Origin of the sequence: Micromonospora sp. WMMD714 (assembly GCF_029581315.1) — a bacterium.
GTDB classification, from domain to species: Bacteria; Actinomycetota; Actinomycetes; order Mycobacteriales; family Micromonosporaceae; genus Micromonospora; species Micromonospora rifamycinica.
Window position 1 is genome coordinate 1,956,881 of record NZ_CP120744.1, and the last position, 25,194, is coordinate 1,982,074.

The 25,194-nt window shown below is 72.2% G+C and carries 20 protein-coding genes; 10 read left to right on the plus strand and 10 right to left on the minus strand.

Translation table 11 applies throughout. The features are described 5' to 3' along the window. Window positions 1-112: 112 nt before the first annotated feature. Window positions 113-1,387 carry a glycosyltransferase gene (locus O7625_RS08830; RefSeq protein ID WP_282345370.1) on the minus strand — a complete coding sequence of 425 codons (1,275 nt, stop codon included), beginning with the start codon at window positions 1,385-1,387 and terminating at the stop codon, window positions 113-115. A 24-nt stretch (window positions 1,388-1,411) separates the two neighbouring features. On the opposite strand from O7625_RS08830, the gene O7625_RS08835 reads away from it, so the two are divergent. From O7625_RS08835 to O7625_RS08850, 4 genes are all read left to right on the plus strand, one after another. Next, entirely contained in the window at window positions 1,412-2,272 is an 861-nt protein-coding gene (locus O7625_RS08835) for a DNA-formamidopyrimidine glycosylase family protein (RefSeq protein WP_282345371.1), read from the plus strand. A gap of 330 nt (window positions 2,273-2,602) precedes the next feature. Continuing rightward, the gene (locus tag O7625_RS08840) at window positions 2,603-4,114 is read left to right on the plus strand and encodes a sugar transferase (RefSeq protein ID WP_067310414.1); all 1,512 of its coding nucleotides are present in this window, start codon (window positions 2,603-2,605) and stop codon (window positions 4,112-4,114) included. A 40-nt stretch (window positions 4,115-4,154) separates the two neighbouring features. Beyond that, a complete protein-coding gene (locus O7625_RS08845) occupies window positions 4,155-5,378 on the plus strand; it encodes a histidine kinase (RefSeq protein ID WP_282345372.1) in 1,224 nt (407 codons plus the stop codon). A 17-nt stretch (window positions 5,379-5,395) separates the two neighbouring features. Next, the gene (locus O7625_RS08850) at window positions 5,396-6,157 is read left to right on the plus strand and encodes a LytTR family DNA-binding domain-containing protein (RefSeq protein ID WP_067310466.1); all 762 of its coding nucleotides are present in this window, start codon (window positions 5,396-5,398) and stop codon (window positions 6,155-6,157) included. A 143-nt stretch (window positions 6,158-6,300) separates the two neighbouring features. Here O7625_RS08850 and O7625_RS08855 read toward each other — a convergent pair whose 3' ends face one another. Then, complete coding sequence (locus tag O7625_RS08855) at window positions 6,301-8,391, minus strand: hypothetical protein (RefSeq protein ID WP_282345373.1); 2,091 nt, start codon at window positions 8,389-8,391, stop codon at window positions 6,301-6,303. A gap of 146 nt (window positions 8,392-8,537) precedes the next feature. Then, window positions 8,538-9,854, minus strand: a complete 1,317-nt coding sequence (locus tag O7625_RS08860; RefSeq protein ID WP_282345374.1) for a hypothetical protein — start codon at window positions 9,852-9,854, stop codon at window positions 8,538-8,540. Window positions 9,855-10,228: 374 nt separating this feature from the next. On the opposite strand from O7625_RS08860, the gene O7625_RS08865 reads away from it, so the two are divergent. The 6 genes from O7625_RS08865 (at window position 10,229) to O7625_RS08890 (ending at window position 17,795) form a co-directional block, all read left to right on the plus strand. After that, complete coding sequence (locus O7625_RS08865) at window positions 10,229-10,585, plus strand: hypothetical protein (protein ID WP_282346870.1); 357 nt, start codon at window positions 10,229-10,231, stop codon at window positions 10,583-10,585. Continuing rightward, window positions 10,585-12,225: a cation acetate symporter gene (locus O7625_RS08870; RefSeq protein WP_282345375.1), complete on the plus strand. Its 1,641-nt coding sequence runs from the start codon at window positions 10,585-10,587 to the stop codon at window positions 12,223-12,225. The genes O7625_RS08865 and O7625_RS08870 overlap by 1 nt, the downstream gene beginning before the upstream one ends. Window positions 12,226-12,413: 188 nt before the next feature. Further along, window positions 12,414-13,178 carry an ABC transporter ATP-binding protein gene (locus tag O7625_RS08875; RefSeq protein WP_067310440.1) on the plus strand — a complete coding sequence of 255 codons (765 nt, stop codon included), beginning with the start codon at window positions 12,414-12,416 and terminating at the stop codon, window positions 13,176-13,178. Next, on the plus strand, window positions 13,163-14,848 hold the full coding sequence (locus O7625_RS08880) for an ABC transporter permease (RefSeq protein WP_282345376.1): 1,686 nt from the start codon (window positions 13,163-13,165) through the stop codon (window positions 14,846-14,848). Before O7625_RS08875 ends, O7625_RS08880 begins: the two co-directional genes overlap by 16 nt. A gap of 390 nt (window positions 14,849-15,238) precedes the next feature. Continuing rightward, a complete protein-coding gene (locus O7625_RS08885; protein WP_282345377.1) occupies window positions 15,239-16,339 on the plus strand; it encodes a tryptophan dimethylallyltransferase family protein in 1,101 nt (366 codons plus the stop codon). A gap of 58 nt (window positions 16,340-16,397) precedes the next feature. After that, window positions 16,398-17,795 carry a tryptophanase gene (locus tag O7625_RS08890; RefSeq protein ID WP_282345378.1) on the plus strand — a complete coding sequence of 466 codons (1,398 nt, stop codon included), beginning with the start codon at window positions 16,398-16,400 and terminating at the stop codon, window positions 17,793-17,795. A gap of 181 nt (window positions 17,796-17,976) precedes the next feature. Here the strand turns inward: O7625_RS08890 and O7625_RS08895 are convergent, their stop codons facing one another. The 7 genes from O7625_RS08895 to O7625_RS08925 form a co-directional block, all read right to left on the minus strand. Continuing rightward, complete coding sequence (locus O7625_RS08895) at window positions 17,977-18,516, minus strand: ATP/GTP-binding protein (protein WP_231932415.1); 540 nt, start codon at window positions 18,514-18,516, stop codon at window positions 17,977-17,979. A 34-nt stretch (window positions 18,517-18,550) separates the two neighbouring features. Continuing rightward, window positions 18,551-18,916: a DUF742 domain-containing protein gene (locus tag O7625_RS08900; protein ID WP_067310453.1), complete on the minus strand. Its 366-nt coding sequence runs from the start codon at window positions 18,914-18,916 to the stop codon at window positions 18,551-18,553. Beyond that, complete coding sequence (locus tag O7625_RS08905; RefSeq protein ID WP_067310456.1) at window positions 18,913-19,344, minus strand: roadblock/LC7 domain-containing protein; 432 nt, start codon at window positions 19,342-19,344, stop codon at window positions 18,913-18,915. Before O7625_RS08905 ends, O7625_RS08900 begins: the two co-directional genes overlap by 4 nt. Beyond that, entirely contained in the window at window positions 19,341-21,728 is a 2,388-nt protein-coding gene (locus O7625_RS08910; protein ID WP_282345379.1) for a nitrate- and nitrite sensing domain-containing protein, read from the minus strand. The genes O7625_RS08905 and O7625_RS08910 overlap by 4 nt, the downstream gene beginning before the upstream one ends. A 411-nt stretch (window positions 21,729-22,139) precedes the next feature. Continuing rightward, on the minus strand, window positions 22,140-24,053 hold the full coding sequence (locus tag O7625_RS08915; RefSeq protein WP_282345380.1) for a GGDEF domain-containing phosphodiesterase: 1,914 nt from the start codon (window positions 24,051-24,053) through the stop codon (window positions 22,140-22,142). Further along, complete coding sequence (locus O7625_RS08920) at window positions 24,040-24,663, minus strand: sigma-70 family RNA polymerase sigma factor (protein WP_282345381.1); 624 nt, start codon at window positions 24,661-24,663, stop codon at window positions 24,040-24,042. Before O7625_RS08920 ends, O7625_RS08915 begins: the two co-directional genes overlap by 14 nt. Beyond that, a complete protein-coding gene (locus tag O7625_RS08925; protein WP_282345382.1) occupies window positions 24,660-24,953 on the minus strand; it encodes a hypothetical protein in 294 nt (97 codons plus the stop codon). The genes O7625_RS08920 and O7625_RS08925 overlap by 4 nt, the downstream gene beginning before the upstream one ends. Between the last annotated feature and the right edge of the window lie 241 nt (window positions 24,954-25,194).

Genomic DNA, 25,194 nt, shown 5'->3' on the forward strand with positions numbered 1-25,194 from the left:
CGCCCTGCCCGCCCTGCTCGGCCCTCGGGCGCAGAGATCTTGGAAGGAAACGGCCCCTATAGGGGCCACTTTCCACCAAGATCGCGCGAGGTCTGGCGTTGGCGGGGGCGGGTCAGTGGGGGCGGGTTAGGGAGGCGTAGATGGCGAGGTGACGCTTGAGGACCACGTCGGGGTGGAAGGTCTGCTCGTACCGCAGCCGGGCCGGGGCGGAGAGCAGCGCGGCACCGGCCCGCGCGACCGGGAGCGCGGCGGCCAGCGCGGCCGGATCCGGCGGGACCACCCAGCCGGCGGTGCCGCCGAGCAGCCCGGCCGGGATCGCCGGCGGACCGACCGGTGGCGGGGCGTGGCCGGCGACCGCCGAGGCCTCGGCGGCCGGGCCGGTACCGGCGGGCTCGTGCGGGACGTCCGCGCCGACCAGGTACGGGATGCCGCCGAGCGCGGTGCCGAGCACCGGCCGCCCGCTGGCCAACGCCTCGATGATCACGGTGGGCAGCACGTCGTGCCACATCGAGGCGGCGATCACCACGGCGCTCGCCTCGACGGCGGCGCGTACCCCGTCCCGGTCGAGCTGGCCCAGGTAGACGACGTCGGCGCGCTCGGCGGCGGCGGCCTCGACCAGCGGACGCAGCTCGCCGTCACCGGCCACCCGCAGCGTGCCCAGGGTGCCCACCGGGTGCCGCCGCCAGGCGTCCAGCAGCAGGTCGACGCCCTTCTCCGGGGTCAGCCGGGCCAGATAGAGAAAGCCGTCACCGAGCGGCGTGGGGGCGCCCGGGTCGGGCACCGCGTTGGGCTTGACCACGATCCGCTCGGCCGGGATGCCGTAGTCGGTCAGGTGGTCGGCGATGGCCGAGGTGAGCGCGATGAACCGGTCCACCGAGCGCCAGGTGCCCCGGTGCACGGCCAGGGTGGCCGCCATCAGCGCGCTCTGCGCCCGCGAGTCCCGGTAGCAGCGGTGCACGATCGACGGCACCGCCAGCGCCCGGCCCTTGCAGTCCTGGCAGATCACCCCGTCGCGGAAGTAGATCCCCGACGAGCAGACCTGCCGGTAGTTGTGCACCGTCTGCACCACCGGCACCCCGTGCTTGTGCGCGGTCCGCACCACCCAGGGCGAGAGCAGCGGGTACGGGTTGTGCAGGTGCAGCACGTCCGGCCGGTGCTCGGTGAGCAGCCGGGACAGGTCCTGCTGGGCGCGTGGGGCGTAGATCGGCGAGATCGGCAGCAGCGCCTTGGCCGACTTCGGCATCGACGGGATCTCGTCGGAGCTGCGGATGAACGGCAACACCTCGACCCCGGCGGCGGTGAGCTGCCCGATCTCCGAGTCGACCATCGTGTTCTCACCCGACGGCTGGGCTTCCCGGTACCGGTTGTGCGCCACCACGATTCTCACGGGAACGAAGGCTACCGTGAGGGGGTGCCCGAACTACCGGAGGTGGAAGCGCTCGCCGGCTACCTGCGTGAGCGCGCCGTGGGGCGACGTGTCGACCGGGTGGAGGTCGCCGCGATCAGCGCCCTGAAGACGTACGACCCGGCGCCCACGGCGGTGTCGGGCCGGGCGGTGGCCGACGCCCGGCGGCACGGCAAGTTCCTCGACGTGATCTTCGACGGTGACCTGCACCTGGTGGTGCACCTGGCCCGCGCCGGCTGGCTGCACTACCGGGAGGCGTTTCCGTCCACCACTCCGCTGCGCCCCGGCAAGGGTCCGATCGCCCTACGGGTACGCCTCGACGACGGCTCCGGGTTCGACCTCACCGAGGCGGGCACCCAGAAGAAGCTCGCCGCCTACCTGGTCACCGACCCGGCGCAGGTCCCCGGGGTGGCCAAGCTCGGGCCGGACGCCCTCGACGCCGACCTGGCCACCTTCACCGAACGGCTGCGCAGCCGACGCGGGCAGGTCAAGGGGGTGCTCACCGACCAGGCGGTGCTCGCCGGGGTCGGCAACGCGTACTCCGACGAGATCCTGCACGCGGCGAAGCTGTCCCCGTTCGCGATCACCGACCGGCTCACCGACGACCAGCTCGCCACCCTGCACGCGGCGACCCGGACGGTGCTCGGCGACGCGGTACGCCGCTCGGTCGGGCACCGGGCGGCCGAGCTGAAGGGCGAGAAACGCTCCGGGCTGAAGGTGCACGCCCGGACCGGGCTGCCCTGCCCGGTCTGTGGGGACACGGTACGGGAGGTGTCGTTCGCCGACTCCAGTCTCCAGTACTGCCCCACCTGCCAGACCGGCGGCAAACCGCTCGCTGACCGAAGGTTGTCCCGTCTCGTACGGTGAGTCACAACCTGTCCCGGTTACGGAGAGGTATCGACCGTGGCGCGCGAAACCTCCCCGTCCGCGTGCTACCCCGGTGGCCGTCCATCGGTATAGTGGCTCGGTCCCCGGCTTCGAAAACTGACGTGAAGTCGGCCGGTTCCCCCGTCGGCTACGCCAGACGCACGGTCCCTCGGGACCGCGTTTGACCCGCTGCCAGCGTGGGGAGACGGGAACGGTGAGCGACCCGGGTTCCTCACGGCGAGTGAGCGGCGCGGGTCATGCGGGAGGACATGGGTTGAGGTGACGACAAGCCTCCAGCGCCCGGTAACCAACACAGGCCGGAGCAAACTCGTGCGGCACGTCGACAGCTTCGAGATCCAGCCGCCGACACCGCCGTCGCACAACGGGGTGCCCCGGTCGGCGTGGGCACGTGCCCGTCGTCGGGTGTCCCGCTGGCACCGCCCGTACACAGCGGCGCTGCTGCTGCTCGACTTCGCCGCCGTGGTGCTGGCCGACTGGATCGCCCAGGAGGCGTTCGGTCAGGCGCGGGCCGGCTTCTACAACGCGCAGGCCGACCCGACCTGGTTCTACACCGTGGTCTTCCTGTTGGTGCCGCTCGGCTGGCTGGCGGCCCTGTGGGGCAACCGGGCCTACGACCGGCGTTACCTCGGGCTCGGCCCGGAGGAGTACAAGCGGGTCATCCGGGGTGGGGTCGCGGTCACCGCGACGGTCTCGTTCGTCGCCTTCGCCACCAAGACCGACCTGTCCCGTTACACGGTGGGTTTCGCCCTGGCCGGGGCACTGGTGCTGGTCCTGTTCTTCCGGATCTCCGCGCGGTTCGTGCTGCACCGGGTCCGGGGCCGCGCCGGGCACGCCGGGCACCGGATGGTGCTGGTGGGCACCCTGCCGGAGTGCCTGGAGGTCTACGTCGCGGTCACCCGTAACCCGGCCGCCGGGCTGGTGCCGGTGGCCATCCACATCACCGACGGGTACGCCGCCGCCCGGGGCATCGAGACCCCCGTCCCGGTGTACGCCGGCCGGGACGTGCTGGCCCTGGTGCGCGAGGTCGGCGGGGACACCATCGCGGTCTGCGGCTCGGCCAGCGCCGAACCGGGCGAGCTGCGCCGGCTGGCCTGGCAGTTGGAGGGCTCCGGCGTCGACCTGGTGGTCGCCCCGCAGCTCACCGACATCGCCGGCCCCCGGGTGCACATCCGCCCGATCGAGGGCCTGCCGCTGCTGCACGTGGAGGAGCCGACCCTGTCCGGGCCGGCGCTGCTGGCCAAGAACCTGATGGACCGGGTCGCCGCCGGGCTGGGCCTGCTGCTGCTGGTGCCGGTCTTCCTGGCCATCGGACTGGCCATCCGGATCTCCGACCCCGGGCCGGTCTTCTTCCGCCAACCCCGGGTCGGCCACGAGGGGCGTACCTTCCGGGTCTGGAAGTTCCGCACCATGTACGTCAACGCCGAGGAGCGGCTGGCCGGTCTGGTCGACCAGAACGAGACCGACGGCATGCTGTTCAAGATGCGGCAGGACCCCCGGGTGTTCCCGGTGGGCCGCTTCCTGCGGGCCTCCTCGCTGGACGAGCTGCCCCAGCTGATCAACGTGCTCTGGGGGGAGATGTCGCTGGTGGGGCCGCGTCCGCTGCCCGCCGACGACGGCGACTTCCTGGGCGACGTCCGGCGGCGGCTGCTGGTCCGGCCCGGAATGACCGGGCTGTGGCAGGTCTCCGGTCGCTCCGACCTGTCCTGGGACGAGGCGGTCCGGCTCGACCTCTACTATGTCGACAACTGGTCGCTGGCGTACGACCTGAGCATCCTGTGGCGGACGGTCGGCGTGGTACTGGCCCGCAAGGGCGCCTACTGAACCCCTTGGCGTGGCGGCCCGGACAGGCCAGGATCGCGGGGTGGGTGGCAACCTCTCCGCCGTGATCGGCGTCGTCTCGCTGGTGACCGCGCTCGCCGCCGCGCTCTGGGCGGCGCTGCGGCTGCGCGGTCGGCGGGGCATCGCCACCGCCACCCAACGGGCCACCTACGAGGTGCTGCACACCGCCGGGCTGGCCGCCGAGCCGCTGCGCACCGGGCTGCACCCGGCGGGCGCGGCGAAGGCCGTACGCCATCTGCGGGCGCTGGTGGGGGCGGCCGGGCTGGCGCTGACGGACGCCGACACGCTGCTCGCCCTGGACGGGCGCGGCGGGCACCACGGCGACCAACTGCTCACCGCGGCCCGACGGGTCGCCGAGACCGGCCGGTCGACCGTGCTGGGCGAGTCGGAGCTGCACTGCGACCGGGTGGACTGCCTGGTCCGGGGGGCGGTGGTGGCCCCGCTGTCGGCGGACGGCCGGGTGGTCGGGGCGCTGGTCGCGGTAGCCGACGGGCCACCCGCGCCCGGCCTGGTGCAGGCCACCCTGGAGACCGCCCACTGGGCCGGCAACCAGCTCTCGCTGGCCGAACTGGACTCCTCCCGGGAACGGCTGGCCCGTGCCGAGATCCGCGCGCTGCGGGCGCAGATCAGCCCGCACTTCATCTACAACGCCTTGACCGCGATCGGGTCGTTCGTCCGCACCGACCCGGAGCGCGCCCGGGAGCTGATCCTGGAGTTCGCCGAGTTCACCCGCTACTCGTTCCGCGCGCACGGGGAGTTCACCACCCTCGCCGAGGAGTTGCGCTCCATCGACAGGTACCTGACCATCGAACGGGCCCGGTTCGGGGACCGGTTGCAGGTGCGGTTGCAGATCGCCCCGGAAGTGCTGCCGGTGACCCTGCCGTTCCTCTGCCTCCAACCGCTCGTGGAGAACGCGGTGCGGCACGGGTTGTCGCGCAAGCCCGGTACCGGCATGGTGAGCATCGAGGCCCGGGACGCGGGTGCCGAGTGTCACATCACGGTGGAGGACGACGGAGTGGGCATGGACCCGGCCACGCTGACCGCGGGGATCGCCGAGCTGACCCGGGCCGGCAGCGACCCGACCGACGACCCGGGCCAGCACGTCGGCCTCTCCAACGTCGACGAGCGGCTCCGCTCGGTCTTCGGCGACGGGTTCGGCCTGGTCGTCGAGACCGGCCCCGGCTCGGGCACGAAGGTGAGCCTGCGCATTCCGAAGTTCCACCCGGGCGTACGGGCCGGCGCGTGAGCGAGCGGGACGGCGCGGTGAACGCGGCCGGGTTCCTGCGGGTGCTGGCGGTCGACGACGAACCACCGGCGCTCGACGAGCTGGCGTACCACCTGCGGGCCGATCCCCGGGTGGCCCGGCTGCACACCGCCGGTGACGCCACCGAGGCGCTCCGGGTGCTGCGGGACACCGACGTGGACGTGGTCTTCCTGGACATCCGGATGCCCGGCCTGGACGGCATGGAGCTGGCCCGGGTGCTGCGCCGGTTCGCCCGGCCGCCCGCGATCGTCTTCGTCACCGCGTACGACGACGGGGCGGTGGACGCCTTCGACCTGGGCGCCACCGACTACGTCCGCAAACCGGTACGCGCCGAGCGGCTGGCCGAGTCGCTACGCCGGGTGATGGGCTCCCGGGTGGTGCCGTCGCACCCGGCGGCGCTGGCCCGCACCGAGGAGGACCCGACGATCCCGGTGGAGCTGGCCGGGACGACCCGGATGCTGCCCCGCTCGGCGGTGCGCTGGGTGGAGGCGCAGGGCGACTACGCCCGGCTGCACACCGCCGACGGGTCGCACCTGGTCCGGGTCTCGCTGGCCACCCTCGCCGAACGCTGGGCGGACGCCGGTTTCGTCCGCATCCACCGGTCGTACCTGGTGCAGTTGCGGCTGATCGCCGAGCTGCGCCTGGTCAACTCGGGGTACGTGGTGCTGATCGACGCCGCCGAGCTGCCGGTGAGCCGCCGGCACACCCGGGAGCTGAAGGACAAGCTGGTCCGGGCCGCCAAACAGGACTGGAACCGCTGACCCTGCCGGTGGTCGTGATCGTCGCAACATCGGCGACGTTGCGGTGACCGGGCACCCGGATACCGCAACATCGGCCCCCTGGTGCGGGAACGGCGAAGGGCGCCCCGGCCGAGGCCGGGGCGCCCTCAGCGCGGGTGGCGTGGCTAGGAGGTGCTCGGCGTCCAGCCGCTGCCGGCCACCGCCGGCCTACCCGCCCGACGGCTGCCGGCCGCCGTGCCCGGGTACACCTGGAAGGTGCCGGTCACGTCGGCCACCAGGTGGGTGCGGCCCGACAGGTTGTCGACGTAGAACGCGTCCTGCGGGCCGAGCACCCCGAGCACCCCGTTGGAGACGACCTGACCCGGCGCGGGGTTCAGGTTGCTGGCGTTCGGCTTCGCCCGGCCCGTGTCGGCGGGCCAGACGGTGACGACCGTGTTGGTCGTCGGCGCGACCGCGGTGACGTTCATCGCCAGCACCTGGGTCGCGTCGGTCAGCATCGCGGCCGGCGCGGTGACCTTCCCCGCCTCGTGCGCCCCGAGGGCCGTCGGCAGGCCCTGCCCGATCCGGCTGTCCACGATCCGGGTCGGGCTCATCGGGGTGAACCGCATGCCGTCGACCTCGGTCCCGTCGTCGACCACCCCGACCAGGTCCACCACGATGTGCGTGGTCGCCGAGGTGTAGAAGCGGTAGCGGGCCGCGCCGGTCGCACCGTTGCAGCTCCCCTCCGGGCAGGGCGCCGTCCTGACGTACGCCAGGTTCGGCACCACCTTGCCCGCCCCGTAGTTCACGGTGGACGCGTTGGGCCGGGGCACCTCGCCCGACCAGCTGGTGAGGAAGCCGGCCTGCTGCGGGTTCACCGCCGTGATATTGAGGATCAGCCCCCTGACCTTGGGGTTGTAGGTGTGGAAGTCGATCCAGGCGTTGAACTCGCCCCCGGCGGGGATCAGCCCCCGGGTGCGGGTGTCCATCACCCGGTACGGCTCGTACCACTGCACCTGACCGCCCATGCCGCGCTCGAACATGATGGTCTCGTCCCCGGCGTAGAAGCCGATCACGTCGATCACCACGTCGGTCTCACCGTTGCGGTTGTAGACCGACAGGGCGCCGGTGGCGCCGAGCTTGACGGTGGTGTTGTTGGAACCCAGCCACCCCTTGGCGAAGTTGATCGTGGAGGCGGTCGGCAGTGCCTCCCCGGCCGGGTGGACGGTGACGAAGCCGTTTGCCGTGGGGCCGACGACAGTCACGTTCAGCACCACCGCGCCGATGCCGTTCCTCGGCAGCGTGTCCCGGCCGGCGACCTGGAGGAAGGCCGTCCGCCCGGCACCGATCCTGCCCTTCACCGTGCCGATGCCGGTACGGGTGTCCATGATCCGGGTGGGCGTGGTCATCGGGTAGTAGGTGCCGACCACACTGCGGATCGCCGACACCTCGACCGGGATGCTCCAGTGACCGGTCGAGCTGTTGTCCGGCAGGCGCAGCGCCGCGACGAAGCGGCCCGGCGTCGTCGCCTTCGACATCACCGTCACCGTGCACTCGGCTCCCGCCGTGAGCGTCCGGCCCGCGCAGGTGTCGTCGGTCACCGCGAACTTCGTGGCGTGCTCCCCGGCGATCCCGGCCGCCCCGAAGGTGCTGGGCGTGCTGCCCAGGGACCGCACCCGCACGATGCGGCTGCGCTGCTCGGCGACGTCCACCGAACCGAAGTTCAGCCGGCCCGGGTCCGCCACCGGGGCCACGTAGTCCACCGGGGAGTTCCAGCGGAGCTCCCCGGTCATCATCTCGACGTCCCGGTCGCAGCGGAACTCGTACGAGGCGGCGAAGGCCGTCATCAGCCCGGTGTCCGCGTCGCGGGTGACCTGCCGGACGGTGATCGACCCGCTGCCGTAGGCGCAGCCGTTGCCGGCCGTGCTCATGTCGAACAGCGCCTCACCGGCGGCCCGGCCGGCGCGGACGGTCGGATACGTCTGGCCGGCGGTCCAGGTCTGGCCGGCGGGCGCAGCGGTGTCGATCCGGACGTACCGGTCGGGCAGGATCGCGGTGAGCCGGAGCCAGTCCCCGGCGCTGGCCGCCGCGTCCATGGTGGCGTTGGAGCTGTCGTAGACGGCGGACCCGGAGACCGGGGTGGGCTCGTGCAGTCCCAGGTTGACGGTGAGGACGGTGTACGGCGCGGTGGGCGCGGCGAGCGCCACCCCCGGCAGTACGGCGAGCGCACAGGCCCCGGCAACGCTCATGCCGAGTAGCGCGCGAAAGATTCGCATGATTACCCCGTGGAAGAAGGAAGAAGGAAAGCCGGTGGACCGCACGGCACCGTCGCCGGTCAGCGGCCCTCGGCCGGCGGTTCGGTGAGAGGCGAGAGCGCCCCGACCTGACGGTCGGGGCGCTCTGCGGTGTTACCGGGTGGCGGTCAGCGCCGGTTGGCGGAGGGAACCGCGTCCGCCTTGGCGGTCTTGGCCTGCGCCGACTTGGCCGCGGCCGGAGCCGGGTAGTAGAACGTGCCGACCACGTCAGCGACCAGGTGGGTGCTGCCGGAGAGGTTGTGCACGTTGAACGCGTTGTTCGGGCCGATGACGCCGAGCACGCCGTTGGAGACGACCTGGCCCGCGTACGGGTTCAGGTTGCTCGTGTCGGGCTTGCCGATGCCGTCGAAGTCCGCCGGCCAGGTGGTGACGACCGTGTTGCTGGTCGGGGTGACGGCGGTGACGTTCATCGCCAGCACCTCGGTGTCCGGGGTGACCAGCGCGTCCGGCGCGGTGACCTTGCGGACCCCGCCCGCCGGGATGGCGCCGGAGATGCCCAGGTTGGAGCGGCTGTCCACGATCCGGGTCGGGCTCAGCGGCGCGAACCGCATGCCGTACGGCGACTCGCCGTCGTCGACTACGCCGACCAGGTCGGTCAGGACGTGCGACGCCTGCGAGGTGTAGATCTTGAACTTCGGCGCACCCGGGGTGCACCAGTTGTACTGCTCGGTGCCGGTGCAGGGGGTGGTCTGCACGAAGGACAGGTTCGGCACGTTCTTGCCGGCGAGGTAGTTCACCGTCGAGGCGGTCGGCCGGGCGCCCGCACCGGACCACGCGGTGAGGAAGCCGGACTTGGCCGGCGAGACGGCGGTGAGGTTGAAGACCAGCGACTTGACGTGGGTGTTGTAGTCGTCGCCGAAGTCGAGCGAGTATTCCAGCACCTGACCGGCCGGGGGCTTGCCCTCCGGGTCCTGCCGGGTGTCCCAGAGCCGCTCCGGCAGGTACCACTCGTACTGGCCGCCGTTGCGGTTGGTGAGGGTGTCGTCGCCGGCGTAGAAGCCGACCACGTCCACGATCACGTCGGTCGAGCCGCTGTTGTTGAAGACCGAGACCTGGCCGCCGGCACCGAGCTTCACGGTGACGTTGTTGGAGCCCAGCCAGTCCTTGGCGAAGTTCACCGAGGAGGCGGTCGGCCGGGACTCGCCGGTCGGGTAGGCGGTGAGGAAGCTGGCGGCGGTGGGACCGGTGACGGTCACGTTCAGCACGACCGCGCCGACGCCGCTGGCCGGTACGCCACCACGGCCGGCGACCTGGAGGTCGACCTTCTTGCCGGCGCCGATCTTGCCGGCCGGAGCGCCCACGCCACTGCGGGTGTCCAGCAGTCGGGCCGGGGCGACCGGGTAGTAGGCACCGGTCACGTCGTCGAGGGCCGCCGTCTTCTGCAGCGGCGCGGAGACCGGAGCCGCGGAAGCCGTACCCGGCACCACGGCCAGTGCACATGCTCCGGCGAGAGTGACGCCGAGGATAGTGCGAATTTTGCGCATAGAGACCCCGTGTTCGAAGAGGAAAGGATTGGCCGCCCCAGCGTAGGGGCCTGGGTCAATGCCGGCAAGGCCGATACAGATGATCTCCGGGTGACGTTTCGGTTAGGACAAAGCGGACGGCACGCCGGCTTCGCACTCGGGGTCGCGCCGTCATCCACAGGGCGGGCGCGTTGTCCACAGGTTGTCCACAACCCCCGGTGGACGACACTTGACAATCGGGCCGGGCCAACGAGACTGCCCGGGTGACCGTCCACGACGATCCCGGACCGACGCCGCGGCCCGCCGAGCCACCGGCCCCCCGGCCGGGCGGCCGGGTGCGGATCGTGTTGGCCGGCGTCACCCGACGGGACACCCGGGCCGACCACACCCGCACCGAGCTGGCCCAGCAGACCCGGGTCGGCGAGGCGCTGGTCCGGGGCCTGGTCCGGGCACAGCTCACCCTCGCCCTGCGGCTGAGCCTGCTGGTGCTCATCGGGCTGGGCGGGCTGCCCTGGCTGTTCGCCATCGCGCCCCCGGTCGGCCGGGTCACCGTGTTCGGCGTCAACCTGCCCTGGCTGCTGCTCGGGGTGGTCTCCTTCCCCTTCCTCATCGCCGTCGGCTGGGCGTACGTGTGGCTCGCCGAACGCAACGAGCAGGACTTCGTCGACCTCGTCCAGCGGCCGGAACGCTGATGGGCAACGGGTACGTCGTACCGGCGATCGTCGCGGTCACCCTGGTCACCGTCGGCATCGGCTTCTACGGCCTGCGCCTGGCCCGGACCACCTCGGACTTCCTGGTCGCCTCCCGGACGGTCAGCCCGACCTGGAACGCCGCCGCCATCGGCGGGGAGTACCTGTCGGCGGCGAGCTTCCTCGGCATCGCTGGACTGGTCCTCAAGTACGGCGTCGACGTGCTCTGGTACCCGGTCGGTTTCGCCGCCGGCTACCTGGCGCTGCTGCTCTTCGTGGCCGCGCCGCTGCGCCGTTCCGGCGCGTTCACCCTGCCCGACTTCTGCGAGCTGCGGCTCGGCTCCCGCCGGCTGCGCACCCTGGCCACCGTCTTCGTCATCTTCATCGGCTGGCTCTATCTGGTGCCGCAGTTGCAGGGTGCCGGGCTGACCCTGGCCACGGTGGCCGGCTCGCCATACCCGGTGGGGGCGTTGCTGGTCGCGGCGGTGGTCACCGCGAACGTGGCGCTGGGCGGGATGCGGGCGATCACCTTCGTGCAGGCCTTCCAGTACTGGCTGAAGCTGACCGCGCTCGCCGTACCCGTGATCTTCCTGGCCCTGCAGTGGCAGGCCGACGCCCGCCCGGCGGTCACCCCGCCCGACGGGCCGGCGTTCCGCACCGCGACCACCGTCGTGGTCGAGCACCGCGCGGCCCTCACCTTCGCCGACGGCACCATCCGGGAGGTACGCCCCGGCGACACGCTGAGCTTCGCCGCCGGTGACCCGGTGCCCGAGGTGTCCGGGGTCGCCACCGGGGCCGCCGACTGGCTGCTGCCCAGCGCCGCCGGGGACGACGACCGGGGCCTGTTCGCCACCTACTCGCTGATCCTGGCCACCTTCCTCGGCACCATGGGGCTGCCGCACGTGCTGGTGCGCTTCTACACCAACCCCGACGGGGCGGCGGCCCGCCGGACCACCCTGGTGGTGCTGGCCCTGGTCGGCGTCTTCTACCTGCTGCCCACCCTCTACGGCGTGCTCGGCCGGATCTACACCCCGCAACTGCTGGTCAGCGGGCAGACCGACGCGGTGGTGGTGCTGCTGCCCGAAGCGGCGCTGGGCGACGGACCCACCGGCCGGCTGCTCGCCGCCCTGGTCGCCGCCGGGGCGTTCGCCGCCTTCCTGTCCACCTCGTCCGGGTTGCTCACCAGCGTCGCCGGGGTGATCTCCACCGACGTGCTCGGGCGCGGCTCGGTACGCGGCTTCCGGCTGGCCACGGTGATCGCCGGCGGGGTGCCGGCGGCGCTCGCCCTGAACGTCTCCGGGCTGGACGTCTCCCAGGTGGTCGGGCTGGCGTTCGCGGTCGCCGCGTCCAGCTTCTGCCCGCTGCTGGTGCTCGGCATCTGGTGGCGGGGGCTGACCGACCTCGGCGCGGCGGCCGGGGTGCTGGTCGGCGGCGGGGCGGCGATCGGCGCGGTGCTGGTCACCGTGCTCGGGCCGCCGCTGTCCGGCTGGCCGGCCACGCTCACCGCGCAGCCGGCGGCGTGGACGGTGCCGCTCGCCTTCACCGTGATGATCGCCGTGTCGATGGCCACCCGCCGCCGTACCCCGGTCGACGTGGGAGCCACCATGCTCCGGCTGCACGCGCCCGAGTCGCTCCGTTCCTGACGGTTTATCCGGATGGGGCGGTCGCGCCCGCCGCGCGGTCCGGCCGGTTCGTCCGGATGGGGCGGTCGCGCCCGCCGCGCGGCCCGGCCGACGGACGGTCCGTCGCCGGTCGCCGTCCGTCCCGAGGATGAGCCGGGATCGTCCTCCAGCGGGTGCGGCCACCCGCCCGGCCCGGATACGGTCGACGTATGACTGGTGAACACCCTGCGCTGGCGCTACGTGGCCTGGCCAAGCAGTTCGACGGCAAGGTGGCGGTCGCCGGGGTGGACCTGGCCGTTCCCGCCGGCTCGTTCTACGGCCTGCTCGGCCCCAACGGCGCCGGCAAGACCACCACCCTGTCGATGGCCGTCGGGCTGCTCCGCCCCGACCACGGTCAGGCCTGGGTGCTCGGGCACGACGTCTGGGGCGACCCGGTGGAGGCCAAGCGGCTGCTCGGCGTGATGCCCGACGGGGTCCGGCTGTTCGACCGGCTCAACGGGGCGGAGCTGCTGGCGTACCACGGTCTGCTGCGCGGCATGGACCCGGCGGTGGTCGACCAGCGGGCGGCGGAGCTGCTCGACGTGCTGGCCCTCACCGACGCCGGGCGGACCCTGGTGGTCGACTACTCGGCCGGCATGAAGAAGAAGATCGGCCTGGCCTGCGCGCTGCTGCACGGCCCCCGGCTGCTGGTGCTCGACGAGCCGTTCGAGGCGGTCGACCCGGTGTCGGCGGCGCTGATCCGCGACATCCTGCACCGGTACGTGGTCGGCGGCGGGACGGTCGTCTTCTCCAGCCACGTGATGGAGGTCGTCGAGCGGCTCTGCTCGCACGTGGCGATCCTCGCCGAGGGCACCATCAAGCGGGTCGGCACCCTCGCCGAGGTGCGCGGCGACCGCTCCCTGGAGGACGTCTTCGTCGAGGTGGTCGGCGGCCGGACGGCGACCGGTGAGGAGCTGGCGTGGCTGTCCCGGTGACCCCCGCCGAGCCGGTCCGCGCGGTCTCCCCGCGCCACTTCGTCCGGCTCAAGCTGCGGGTGATGGGCAACAACTTCCGGGGCCAGAACTGGCGGGTCGCGCTCTTCGTGGTCGGGGTGCTGGTCGGGCTCTGGTTCGCGGCCGGCGGGTTCCTGATGTTCGCCGCCCCCGGCTTCGCCGACGAACCCCGGTACGCGGTGATGGCGGCGGCGTTCGGCGGCGGGGTGCTGGTCCTCGGCTGGCTGCTGCTGCCACTGGTCTTCTTCGGCGTCGACGAGACCCTCGACCCGGCCCGCTTCGCGCTGCTCCCGCTCACCCGCCGCACCCTGGTCACCGGCCTGTTCGCGGCGGCGCTGGTGAGCGTCCCGGTGTTCGCGGTGCTGATCGCCGTGGCCGGGCTGGTGGTCAGCGCCGCGCTGCTCGGTGGCGCGGCGGCCGGTGTCGTCGCCGCCCTCGGCGTGCTCGTCGGTGTGCTGCTCTGTGTCGCCGCCAGCCGCGCGGTGACCAGCGCGTTCGCCACCATGCTGCGGTCCCGCCGGGTACGCGACCTGGCCGCCGTGCTGCTGGCCGTGGTCGCCGCCTCGCTCGGCCCGTTGCAGCTCGTGGTGCTGGCCGCGGTCCGCACCGCCGACTGGGACCGGCTGGTCGGGGTGGCCCGGATCATCGGCTGGACCCCGTTCGGGGCACCCTGGACGATCGGCCTGGACGTGGCCGAGGGCCGGGCCTGGGCGGTGCCGGTGAAGCTGCTGATCACCGCGGCGGCCATCGTGGTGCTGCTGTTCTGGTGGTCCCGATCGCTCGAGTCGGCGATGGTCGGCGCGGCCGGCTCGGCCCCGGCGAAGGCCCGGCGGACGCCGACCGGTGGCGCGGTCGCCCAGCTCTTTCCCCGGGCGGTCGGCTGGACCCGCCGGGACCGGTTCGGCGCGCTGGTGGCCCGGGAGTGCCGCTACTGGTGGCGGGACGCCCGACGGCGGGCCAACCTGATCACCATCGCGGTGGTCGGGATCTTCGTGCCGGTGATGGTCAACCTCGGCGGCGCGGGCTTCACCGCCGGCGCGGAGGGGTTCGAGTCCGCCGGGGATCCGTCACCGGTGCTGCTCAGCATCTCGATGCTCTTCGTCGGCGTGCTCGCCTCGGTGACCCTGGCCAACCAGTTCGGCTTCGACGGCAGCGCCTACGCGGCGAACGTGGTGGCCGGGGTGTCGGGTCGGCTGGAGCTGCGCGCCCGGATGGCCGCCTTCTCCGTGTACGTGCTGCCGATGCTCGGCGTCGTCGCCCTGGTCATCAGCGCGGTGCTCGGTCGGCCGGAATGGTTCGGGGTGGCGGCGGGCGCGCTGCTCGCCGCGTACGGGGCCGGGTTGGCGATCAACGGGTTCATCTCGGTGCTCGCCGCGTACTCGCTGCCGGAGACGAGCAACCCGTTCGCGATGAACAGCGGTTCCGGGATCGCCAAGAGCATGCTCACCCTGCTGTCGATGGTCGCCTCGGCGGCCGCGGCCGTACCGATGGTGGTGGCCGCCGGGCTGCTCGGCGACGGCTGGCTCTGGCTGGCCCTGCCGGTCGGCGCGGCGTACGGGGCGGGGGCGGCGCTGCTCGGGGCGTACCTGGCCGGGGACGTGCTGGACCGCCGGCTGCCGGAGCTGCTGTCGGCCGTCACGCCCCGCCGCTGACGCCGGACTCCGACCCGCCTGACCTGGCCGCATCCGGCGAGCCCGCCGGACCAGGCGCGGGCTCTTCCGCTCGTGGTGGATGGCGACGCCGTTCCCGGGGACGCCATCTACCGACGCGGGGACGGGCTGACGGGCTCCGCGTCGTCGCGGCCCCGGGGGTGTCCGTCGAGGACGGTCGGTTGCTGAGCAGTGACTCGGTGGAGCCGCGGGCAGAGGTCGGCCGGCGACGTGGGGTAACGTGTCGTTCACGCCACTGTGGGTGATCATGCGGGGTGATTTGTCGCTCTCGATCCTGTTATGTCATTGCAAGTTGTGACTGATCTTGACCTTATTGCTAAATGATTCCTAAGGTCTCTTTTGGTTGGTCGGCTTGATCGGGAGAGATAACTGATGGACGAGGCGTCCCTTTCCGATCACCTGTGCGACCAGTTGCAGCGGTTGTGCGCGGCCGTCGGGATCGGCCCGGCGGAACCGCTGGCCCTGCTGGAGAGCCTGCTCGGCCCGGCCGGTCGACAGCCGTTGTCGGCCCCGCCACCCTGGCCGTCCAACATCGCCGACGACCACACCCCGGTGGAGTTCTCCGTCGCCTTCAGCCCCACCGAGCCGCCGACCGTGCGGATCCTGGGCGAGACGCTGGGAGCGCCGCCCGACCGGTTGGCCAACATGCTCGCCACCCAGCGGTTCCTGGACACCCAGGCACACCGCGCCGGCCTGTCGACCTCCCGGCTGGACTCGGTGCGGGACCTCTTCGCCACCCGCGACCCGCAGGGCGTGTTCGCCCTCTGGTGCTCGCTGGTGTTCCGCAGCGGCCGGCGGCCGGAGTTCAAGGTCTACCTCAACCCTGAGGTGAGGGGGGTCGACCGGGCGCCGAGCCTGGTCTCCGAGGCGCTGCACCGGCTCGGGCTCGGCCGGTCCTACCAGGCGATGCTCGACCACGGCATCCGGCCGGGCGAGCTGGGCCACCGGGACCGGCTGACCTTCTTCGCCCTCGACCTGCAGGACGGCACGCAGGCGCGGGTCAAGCTCTACCTGACCCATCACGACGTCCAGGTACGGGACGTCGTCCGGGCGGCCGGCGTGGTCGAGGACGCCGACGTCAGCCGGCTCGCCGAGTTCTGCGCGATCGCCGGTGGCGACCGGACCCGGTTCGTCGGTCTTCCGCTGGTCGGCAGCTACACCCTGGTCGAGGGGGTCGACCGGCCCGTCGGCTACAGCCTCTACGTGCCGATCCGGGGCTACGTCGACGACGACGAGGAGGCGTACGACCGGGTGGTCGCGGTGCTGGACCGCTACGGGTTCGACCCCGCCGTGCTGGACCGGGCGCTCGCCGCGGTGACCCGTCGGCCGCTGCGCGACGGGGTGGGCCTGATCCCGCACCTGTCGCTGCGGCTGGGCGCACCCCGGCCCGGGGTGACCGTCTACCTCTCCGCCGAGGCCCACCAGGTGCGTCCGCCGGCACGCCACCGGCTCTCGGTCGACGGCCGACGCTGACGACCCCGACCGGCCGGGCCGGAACGGGACACCCCTGACTTCCCCCGAGGAGCTGACTGTGGTCGTGGACGCGCACGAGATGCTGCCCCCGTACCGGATCAAGGTGGTCGAGCCGATCCCCTTCCTGAGCCCGCAGGAGCGGCGGGCGGCCCTGACGGAGGCGGGGTTCAACCCGTTCAACCTGCGCGCCGACCAGATCACCGTCGACCTGCTGTCGGACTCCGGCACCGGTGCCACCTCGGCCGCTCAGGAGGCCGCCGCCGCGCTCGGCGACGAGTCGTACGCCGGGGCACGCTCCTGGTTCCGGTTCCGCGACGAGGTCCAGGACCTCACCGGATATCCGCACGTGCTGCCGGTCCACCAGGGGCGGGCCGGCGAACGCGTGCTCTTCACCAGCCTGCTGAAGCCCGGCCAGCTCTGCCTCAGCAACACCCACTTCGACACCACCCACGCCAACGTCACGCTGGCCGGTGCCGAGCCCCGGGACCTGCCCTGCCCGGCCGCGTCCGACCTCGACAGCCGGGAACCGTTCAAGGGCGACATCGACCTCGACGCGCTGGCGGCCACCCTGGCCGGCCCGGAGGGGGACCGGGTCGGCCTGGTCCTGATGACCATCACCAACAACGGTCTCGGCGCGCAACCGGTGTCGATCGCCAACCTCACCGCCGTCCGCGACCTGTGCCGCCGGCACCGGGTGCCGTTCTTCCTGGACGCGGCGCGGTTCGCCGAGAACGCCTGGCTGGTCGGGCAACGGGAGCCGGGCTACCGGGACTGGACGCCACGGCGGATCGCCACCCACGTCTTCGGGCTCGCCGACGGCTGCGTGGTGAGTCTCAAGAAGGACGGCCTGTCGGCCATCGGTGGGCTCATCGGGCTGCGCGACGACGACCTGCACGCCCGGTGCGAGGCGAACCTGATCGCCACCGAGGGGTTCTCCACCTACGGCGGCCTCGCCGGCCACGACCTCGAACGGCTCGCCCAGGGGCTGCGGGAGGTGGTCGACCCCCGGTACCTGGCGGCACGGGCCGCCTCCACCGCCCGGCTGGCCCGGCTGATCAACGAGGCCGGGGTGGACACCGTCGCGCCGCCCGGCATCCACGCGCTCTACCTCAACGCCGGCCGGCTGCTGCCCCACCTGTCGCCACAGGAGTTCCCCGGTCACGCCCTCGGCTGTCAGCTCTACCTCGACGGCGGCATCCGCTGCGCCGAGCTGGGCTCGCTCTACCTCGGCGGGATGGACGACCGGCACCGGCTGGTCACCCCGGCCCCGTTCGAGCTGGTGCGGCTGGCCGTCCCGCGCCGGGTCTACACCGACACCCACCTCGACTACGTGGCCGCCGTCCTCGCCGACATCGCCAAGGAGCCCGAGCGGGTACCCGGCTACCGGGTGGTCTCGTCGCCACCGCTGCTGCGGCACTTCAAGGTGCGGTTGGCGCCGCTCCCGCGGAAGCGGTGAGCCGCGGTTCCGCTCCGCACACCGGGCAACCGGGGCGGTGGCGGGCGGCCGGCACCGCGGCGGCCCGTGCGGGCAGCCGGGTCGGTACGGCCCAGGCAGCCGGGTCGGCGCTGCTCAGGCGGTGGCGGCCCGTGCGGGGCAGCGGGCTCAGGCGGTGCCGGCCCGTGCGGGTCGGCGTGGCTCAGGCGGTGGCGGGCAGGCGGGACAGCGCGTGCCGGACCAGCTCGATCAGCGCCTGCTTGCTGGAGGCCCGGTCGCGCGCGTCACACCACAGCAGCGGCACGGTCGGATCCAGCTCCAGCGCGGCGCGGATCTCCTCCTCGGTGTAGGGACACTCGCCGTAGAACCGGTTCACCGCGGCGACGAAGGGGATGCCCCGGCGCTCGAAGTAGTCGACGGCCGGGAAGCTGGTGCCGAGCCGGCGGGTGTCCACCAGCACGATCGCGCCCACCGCGCCCTGGGCCAGCTCGTCCCAGATGAACCAGAACCGGTCCTGCCCCGGCGTGCCGAAGAGATAGAGCACGACGTCGTTGCTGATGGTGATCCGCCCGAAGTCCAGCGCTACCGTCGTGCTCGTCTTACCCTCGACCCCGGTGATGTCGTCCACGCCGACGCTGGCCTGGGTGAGGACCTCCTCGGTGACCAGTGGCGGGATCTCGCTGACCGAGCCGACCAGGGTGGTCTTGCCGGTGCCGAAGCCGCCCGCCACGACGACCTTCACCGATTTCCGATCCACGTGTATCAGTCCCTCTTGTCTAGATCCGCTGGAGACCGGCGAGCACCGTCTCCAGCAGCCACCGGTCGGCGATCTTTTCCTGCGCCGGCGAGCCGATGTCCAGAAACCCCTGCTCGTGCAGCACGTCGACCATCACCTTGGTGATGGTCAGCGGGCGGTGCAGGTAGGCGCCGATCTCGGCGATGGAGATCCAACCGTTGCACTGGTGGAGGATGTCCCGGTACTCCAGCTCCAACCGGCTCGGGTCGGCCGGCAGGGCGATCACCTGGGTGGCCAGGTCCAGGCTGGTGTTCCGGGGGCTGGTGCGGCCGTTGACCAGAATGTAGAGCGGCACGAGCCGGCCGGCCTCCGCCTCGTCGTCACCATCCCACACGTCGTACGTCATAGCTTCGATCCTGGTCGATCGACGAGGGTGCCGCTGTCCAGTCTGGCCTCCGAGCCGAGGTAGTCGCCGATCCGGGTCACCAGGCGGCTCATCTCGTACGCGACGGTGCCCATGTCGACGGACTGCTCGCAGAGCACCGCCAGCCGCGCGTTCTGGCCGGCGGCGGCGACGAACAGCGTCCGCCCCTCGTACTCGATGATGACCTGTTGCACCGGGCCGCTGTCGAAGCGTCGGCCCATCCCCGCGGCGATGCTGTGCAGGGACGACGCGCCGGCGGCCAGCAGCTCCCCGGCGTCCTGCGGGAGCGACGTGGATTTCTGCACGATCAACCCGTCGGTGGACAGGACAACCGCGTAGACAACGTCAGGGACCTCCACCAGATCGTCGAGGATCCAGGTCAGATCGTTCTGCGATGCCGAGTGGGTCATACTTTCCTGCCTTGGTCGTCTCTGCTGGCTGAGTCCCCGTTTTTCGCCGCCCGGCCAGCGGCCCAGGCCCGTTGGTACTTGGTGAACCGGTCCCGGGCCTCCTCGGGAGAGCGGGCGGTCGTCGCCACGTCCGGCTTCTGGCCGGTCAGACCGTCCTCCCGCAGCTCGGGGGCGAGGTGTTGCTGCGGCCGGCGGTGCGGCAGTGGCGGCCGGTCGGCGACCTGGGGGGCGGACGAGCCGCCCCGGACCGCGCCGCGCTGTGCCGGAACGTCGGTCATGGTGCCCCCGGTGCGCTCAGCCCGCCGATCGCCGGCCGGGTCGGCCGCCGCCCGGACCGATCCGCCCGCCGTCGCCATCGCGGCGGGCCGCGCACCGGCGGCGGGGTGCAGCTCCCGCCGGCCGTTGCCGGCCGGCAGCACCGCGCCGAGACCGGGGCGCGACATCGCCGTGGCGACGGCACCGAGCGGCACGCCACCCGGGTCGGTGCGGTCCAGGTCGGCGGTGAACGGGTCACTGGCGATCACGCGGTCGGGCAGCAGCACGATCGCCAACAGGCCGCCGTACGCCGAGGCGCGCAGGCTGACCTGGATGCCGTCCCGCTTGGCCAGCTCGGCCACCACGTGCAGACCGACCTGGGCACCGTCCTTGAGCGCCGTCACGTCCGGGGTGGGTGCGGTGGCCAGCAGCTCGTTCGCCTGCTCCAGCACGTCCGCCCGCATGCCGACGCCGGCGTCCTCGATCTCCACCGCGATGCCGCGTTTGACCTCGATGCAGGTGACCCAGACCGTGGTCTCCGGCGGGGAGAACGTCAGCGCGTTGTCCAGCAGCTCGGCCACCAGGTGGACGGTGCCGGCCACCGCCGGACCGACGACCGCAACGTCGGGCGCGCTGCGCAACGTGATGCGCTGGTACTGCTGGGCCTCCGCGAAGGCCGCCAGCAGCACCCGGCGTACCGGCACCGGGTTCTGGAAGCGCCGGCCGATCTGGCCGCCGGCCAGGATGACGAGGTTCTCCAGGAAGCGGCGGGTCTGGGTGAGCTGGTGGTTGATGTCGAAGAGTTCGGCCAGCAGCTTCTCGTCCCCGATCCGGTTCTGCAGGTCCTCGATGACCTTCAGGCCGCGTTGCAGGGGGCGCTGCGGGCGGCGCGCGACGCCCATCAGCATCGCGATGCCCGCCGCCCGGGTCTTCGCCTCGTCGACGGCCGCGCCGGCCGCGGCCTGCAACGAGCGGTTGATGACCTCCGCGACTCGGCCGATCTCGTCGCTGCCGTACTCCGGCAGGGGTAGTTCGGCGGCCAGGTCGACCTTCTCCCGGCGGCGGAGCCGGTCCATCATGGCCGGCAGTTTCTGGTCGACCACCGCCTCGGCGTCGCGGCCCAGCTGGGCGAGGCGGACCGACAGTGCCCGGTCGACCAGGATCTGCGACTGGCGGATCGCCCAGATGATCGCGGCGATGACGACGAGCAGCGCGACCAGGCTGCCCAGGGAGGCGGTCAGCAGCTGGGTGTTGCCGGTGCGCAACGTGCGGGCCGAGACCTCGTCGGCCTGGACGACCGTCAGATTGATCAGGTCGTCGGAGACCTGCCGGGTGAGGGTTTCCCACTGGGTCCGGTTGAACGACAGCGCACGGGGTGCGCCGGAGCGCCACGGCCCGTTGCTGACCAGGGCCTTCTCCGCCGCGACCAGCTCCCGCCAGGCGCTGCTCGCGGTGATCGCGGCGAATCGCTCGCGGGCCTCCGGCTCCAGGTGCGGCGCGACGTTGCTCAGGCCGGCGTGGTACGCCCCCACCAGGCTCACGAAATCGAGATGGTCCTCCGGGCTGAGCGTACGGGCACCGAACGCGCCGTCGATGGTGGAGCCGGCGCGGGACATCAGGTCACTGGCGCGGAACGCCTCGGTCGCCGCGATGCCCCCCTGGGCGGCGGTGACGTCGGGGACGATTCTCGCCTGGGTGTCGAACAGGCCGGTGGCGGCGTCGAGCAGCCGGTTGTAGAAGTCGTAGACACCCGAGCCGTTGGCCGACCGGGAGTCGATGGTGCTCCGCACGCTCGGCAGCTCGTCCAGCAGGCCGGCCAGGGTCTTCCACCGCGACACGATCGAGTCCGGGGCGTTGGCCAGCGCGGAGTCGGCGACCGGCCGGAGGGCGGCCACCCGCTGGTCGGTCTGCTGCCGTTGCTGGATCAACCGGCCCAGGTCCCGGGAGGGCTGGGTCAGGTAGCTGACGCTCAACCGCCGCTCCTGCTGGATCGAGGAGAGCGCCGAGACGGCCGGGATCGACACCTGCCGGACGCTGTTGGCGACCTGACGGTTGTAGAAACCCTGGAAGATGAGATAGCCGGAGGCGACGAGCCAGACGACCAGGGCGACGACACTGGGAATGAGCACCAGCCTGATCACGCGGCGTTTGATTGACTGCGGTCGACCGGAACGCCCACCCGGAGTCGTCGGTGGGGCCTGATCGTCTGAGGCGCGGCGCGGGTCTTCGCGGTCGGCCTGTTTGTGCGCCAAGTCGTCGTATCCAATCCTGGTCAAGCCTAAGACACCAGACGTCGGCGCCACTGGCCGACGCCGATGTGTGCCAACCTTACCGTCTGTCCGGTCCCGCGCTCGGCCGCGATTCGCCGACAGTGGACGGTCGCGTCCCGCCGTGCAGGTCAGCGATCGATTCGGGAGTTGACCGACACGCCCGGTGGCGGAACCATCCCGCCCGCCGCCCGGCCGGTGCCCCGACCCGCCGGGGAGTCGGCAGTCGACGCCGGGCGCGGGGCGGCCGGACGCCCTCCCGCCGGCCCCCACTCAACCCATGGCGGTGTACTGCGGTGGCAGCCGCAGTTCGAATTCGATCGTCTGGACCTGGTGTTTCGGGGTCACCGCGATCGGTTCGGGCCGCCCGGTCCGGTAGCCCTGGGCGAAGTCGACGTCCCAGCTGCGCAGCAGTTCGAGCGTCCCCTCGTCCTGCACGTACTCGGCGGCGACGTGGATGCCGAGGGTGTGGCACAGCTCGGTCAGTTTCGACACGACCGCCTGGTCGGCCGGCGAATGACAGAGGTTGACGACGAACATTCCATCGATTTTCACCAGGTCCACCGGGAGGTATTTCACATGGGTGAGTGCGCCGTATCCGGTGCCGAAGTCGTCGAGCGCCAGGTGGCAGCCGGTCTGTCGGATCCCGGTGGCGAAGGCCAGGGCCTCGTTGCGGTTCTCGATGAGGGCGGTTTCGGTGATCTCAAAGGTCAGGCACTCCGGCTTGACCCGGTGTCGACGGATCGCCTCGTTCACAAAATCGAGCAGCCCCGGATCGGCGAGTGACTTTCCGGAAACATTGATCTGGTAATGGGAGGTCTGGGCACCACGGCCGATCAGCGCCAGCGCGTGGTCGATGACCCACTTGTCCACGGCGAGGATCTCACCGACGCGTTCGGCCATGTCGAGGAACGCCCAGGGCGCGGTCGGCTCCCCGATGTCGTTGCGCACCCGGAGCAGGATCTCGTGCCGGGTGACCTGGTTGAGACGCAGGTCGACGATGGGCTGGGCATACAGGGTGAAGCTGTCGGTCGACACCGCGCGGCGTACCCGGGAACGGCACCGGGCGGTCCGGTCGGCGGCGTCGACCGGTTGGTCGAGGACCACGACCGGGGTGCCGCTCCGGCGGGCGTCCCGGGCCGCGTGCTCACCGTCGACGAGGAGGTCGAACCCGTTGTCGGGGACGTCGCTGCCGAAGTGCACCAGCCCGGCCCAGGTGTTGAGGCGCAGGGTCCTGCCGTGGACGCCGAACAGGTGCCGCCGGAACGTGTCGACGAGCGTGGCGGCCAGCGTCTCGGCGGCCTCCGGGCCTGCGTGGGCGTGGCCGAGCAGCACCCCCCACAGGCCGGAGCCGACCAGGCCGCAGGTCACCCCGTCGCCGACGGTCGTCCGCAGGAGCCGGGCGACCGCCGCCGCCACCTCGTCGTGGTCGTCGTCGGTGAGGGCGTCGGGCAGCCGGGTGGCCGGCTCGGTCGCCACGACGACGAGCGCCCCGCCGGTGCTCCGCCGGGCCCGGTCCACCTCGTCGATGAGGTAGCCCCGGGTGGGCAGCCCGGTCACCGGGTCCGGCACGGCCAGGTCGGCGCAGAGCATCCCGTTGCGGACGGCGATCCGCCGACGCTCCTGCCGGGCCAGCTCCTGCGCGGTGACGTCCTCGCCGGTGGCGATGATCCCCGACGCCCGGCCGGCGGTGGTGAGGATCTCCAGGTGGCAGCGGACGTGCCGGACGCTGCCCCCCGGGTGGATCACCCGGAAGCCGATCTCGTCCGGCCGGATCCGTTCCCACGCCGTCCGGACGGCCCGGCGGACCCGGTCCACGTCGGCGGGGTGCACGAGCCGCAGCAGCGTCTCCGGGGTGAGGTGGAGTGTCCCGGGGGCCTGCCCGAAGATCATCGCCATCTCGTCCGACCAGCACAGCCGCCCCGACCCGGGCCGCCCGCCCGCACCGGCCGTCCAGGTGACGGTGCCCTGCTTGGCCGACCGCGCGGCGCGGGAGACCCTGGTCGCCTCGTCGACGTCCTCGGTCAGCGGGTCGTAGAGGTCGCTGTCGACGAATATCCGGTGACCGTCGGCGAGTGCCGAGTCGTAGCGCCCCTGCGCGGCGCGGGCCACGCGGCGGGCGCGGGCGAGTTCGAGCGGGCTGGGCCGGCTCGTCTCGGCCAGCGCCAGGATGTCATCGAGCTCCACGGCTTCCCCCCTGCCGCCGGCCGCCGTCCGGGCCCGGGTAGCCGGCCTCCCCGGCCAGCTCGCGCAATCTCCTGCGGGCCGCGACCTTGTAGGACCGGACGCTGTTCTCGGTCAGCCCGAGGATGCGGGCGATCTCCAGGTTGGAGAAGCCCTCCCGGTCCATCTGGAACACCTCGGCCTGCCGGGCGGGAAGCTGGTGCAACCAGGTCCGCAACGCCTCCTGCGCCTCCCACACGTCGGCGATGTCGGGCTGCGGCGTCGGCGGCAGGTCCTCCGGCGCGACCGCGGCCTCACGCTGACGTCGATGGCGGTCCTGGCGGATCTTGTACCGGGCCGTGACGATCACCCAGCCGATCGGCTTGGCGTAGTCGCGCAGCTTGTGCCACTGGACCCGCCCGTGCAGGTACGCCTCGTTGAGCGCGTCCTCGACCACCTCCCGGTCCGGGCACTCGGCCCGGAGGATGCGCTCCACGGTGTGGTACGAGTCCTCCGCGAAGGCGGCGAACTCCTGGTCGTGCTCGGCTTTCAGGCGGGCGGCGTCCGCCTGGCGCAGCGTCGACATGCCGGCCGGCTCCGGGGTCAGTGCGGCGGTGCCCTCGATCTCGATCATGCGGTCTCCCCCGGGGTCTGGCACCGCGCCCTGCCGCAGCCGCCCAGCTCGACCGCGCGGTGCCCGTCACGGTCACGCTCCACGATCCGCACCATGTCGGGTCCGGTCGCGGCCAGCCCCACCAGCCCGGTCATCCGGGCCGCGGTCCGTGTCGAGGCCTCGCGTTCCGCCGACAACCGGGTCCGGTGCGTGAGGTAGGCCCTCGTCAGCCCTGCCGCCGCTGCGGCGACGGCCAGGGCCAGGGCCACCACCTCGGGGTCGGAGAGCGTCTCCGCCAGCGCTTCGTTCATCGTTCTCCCTCGTCGCCCTCGTTCTGACAATTACTATCCGTGGCGACGGCGAAAAGTAGGTGCCGCACTGTCCACAATCTTCCCAGAGATCGATGATCAAGCAGCTAGCCTGTGTTTACAGCGAAAAGTCATGTGGGTGGCACGCTGGGCGACGGGGTTGGGTCGGTTCCTCGCGGAAATTTTCTGCTGATAATGACTACTCTCGGTTATGTATATGTCACCTCTCCGGGTCGCCGGTGGG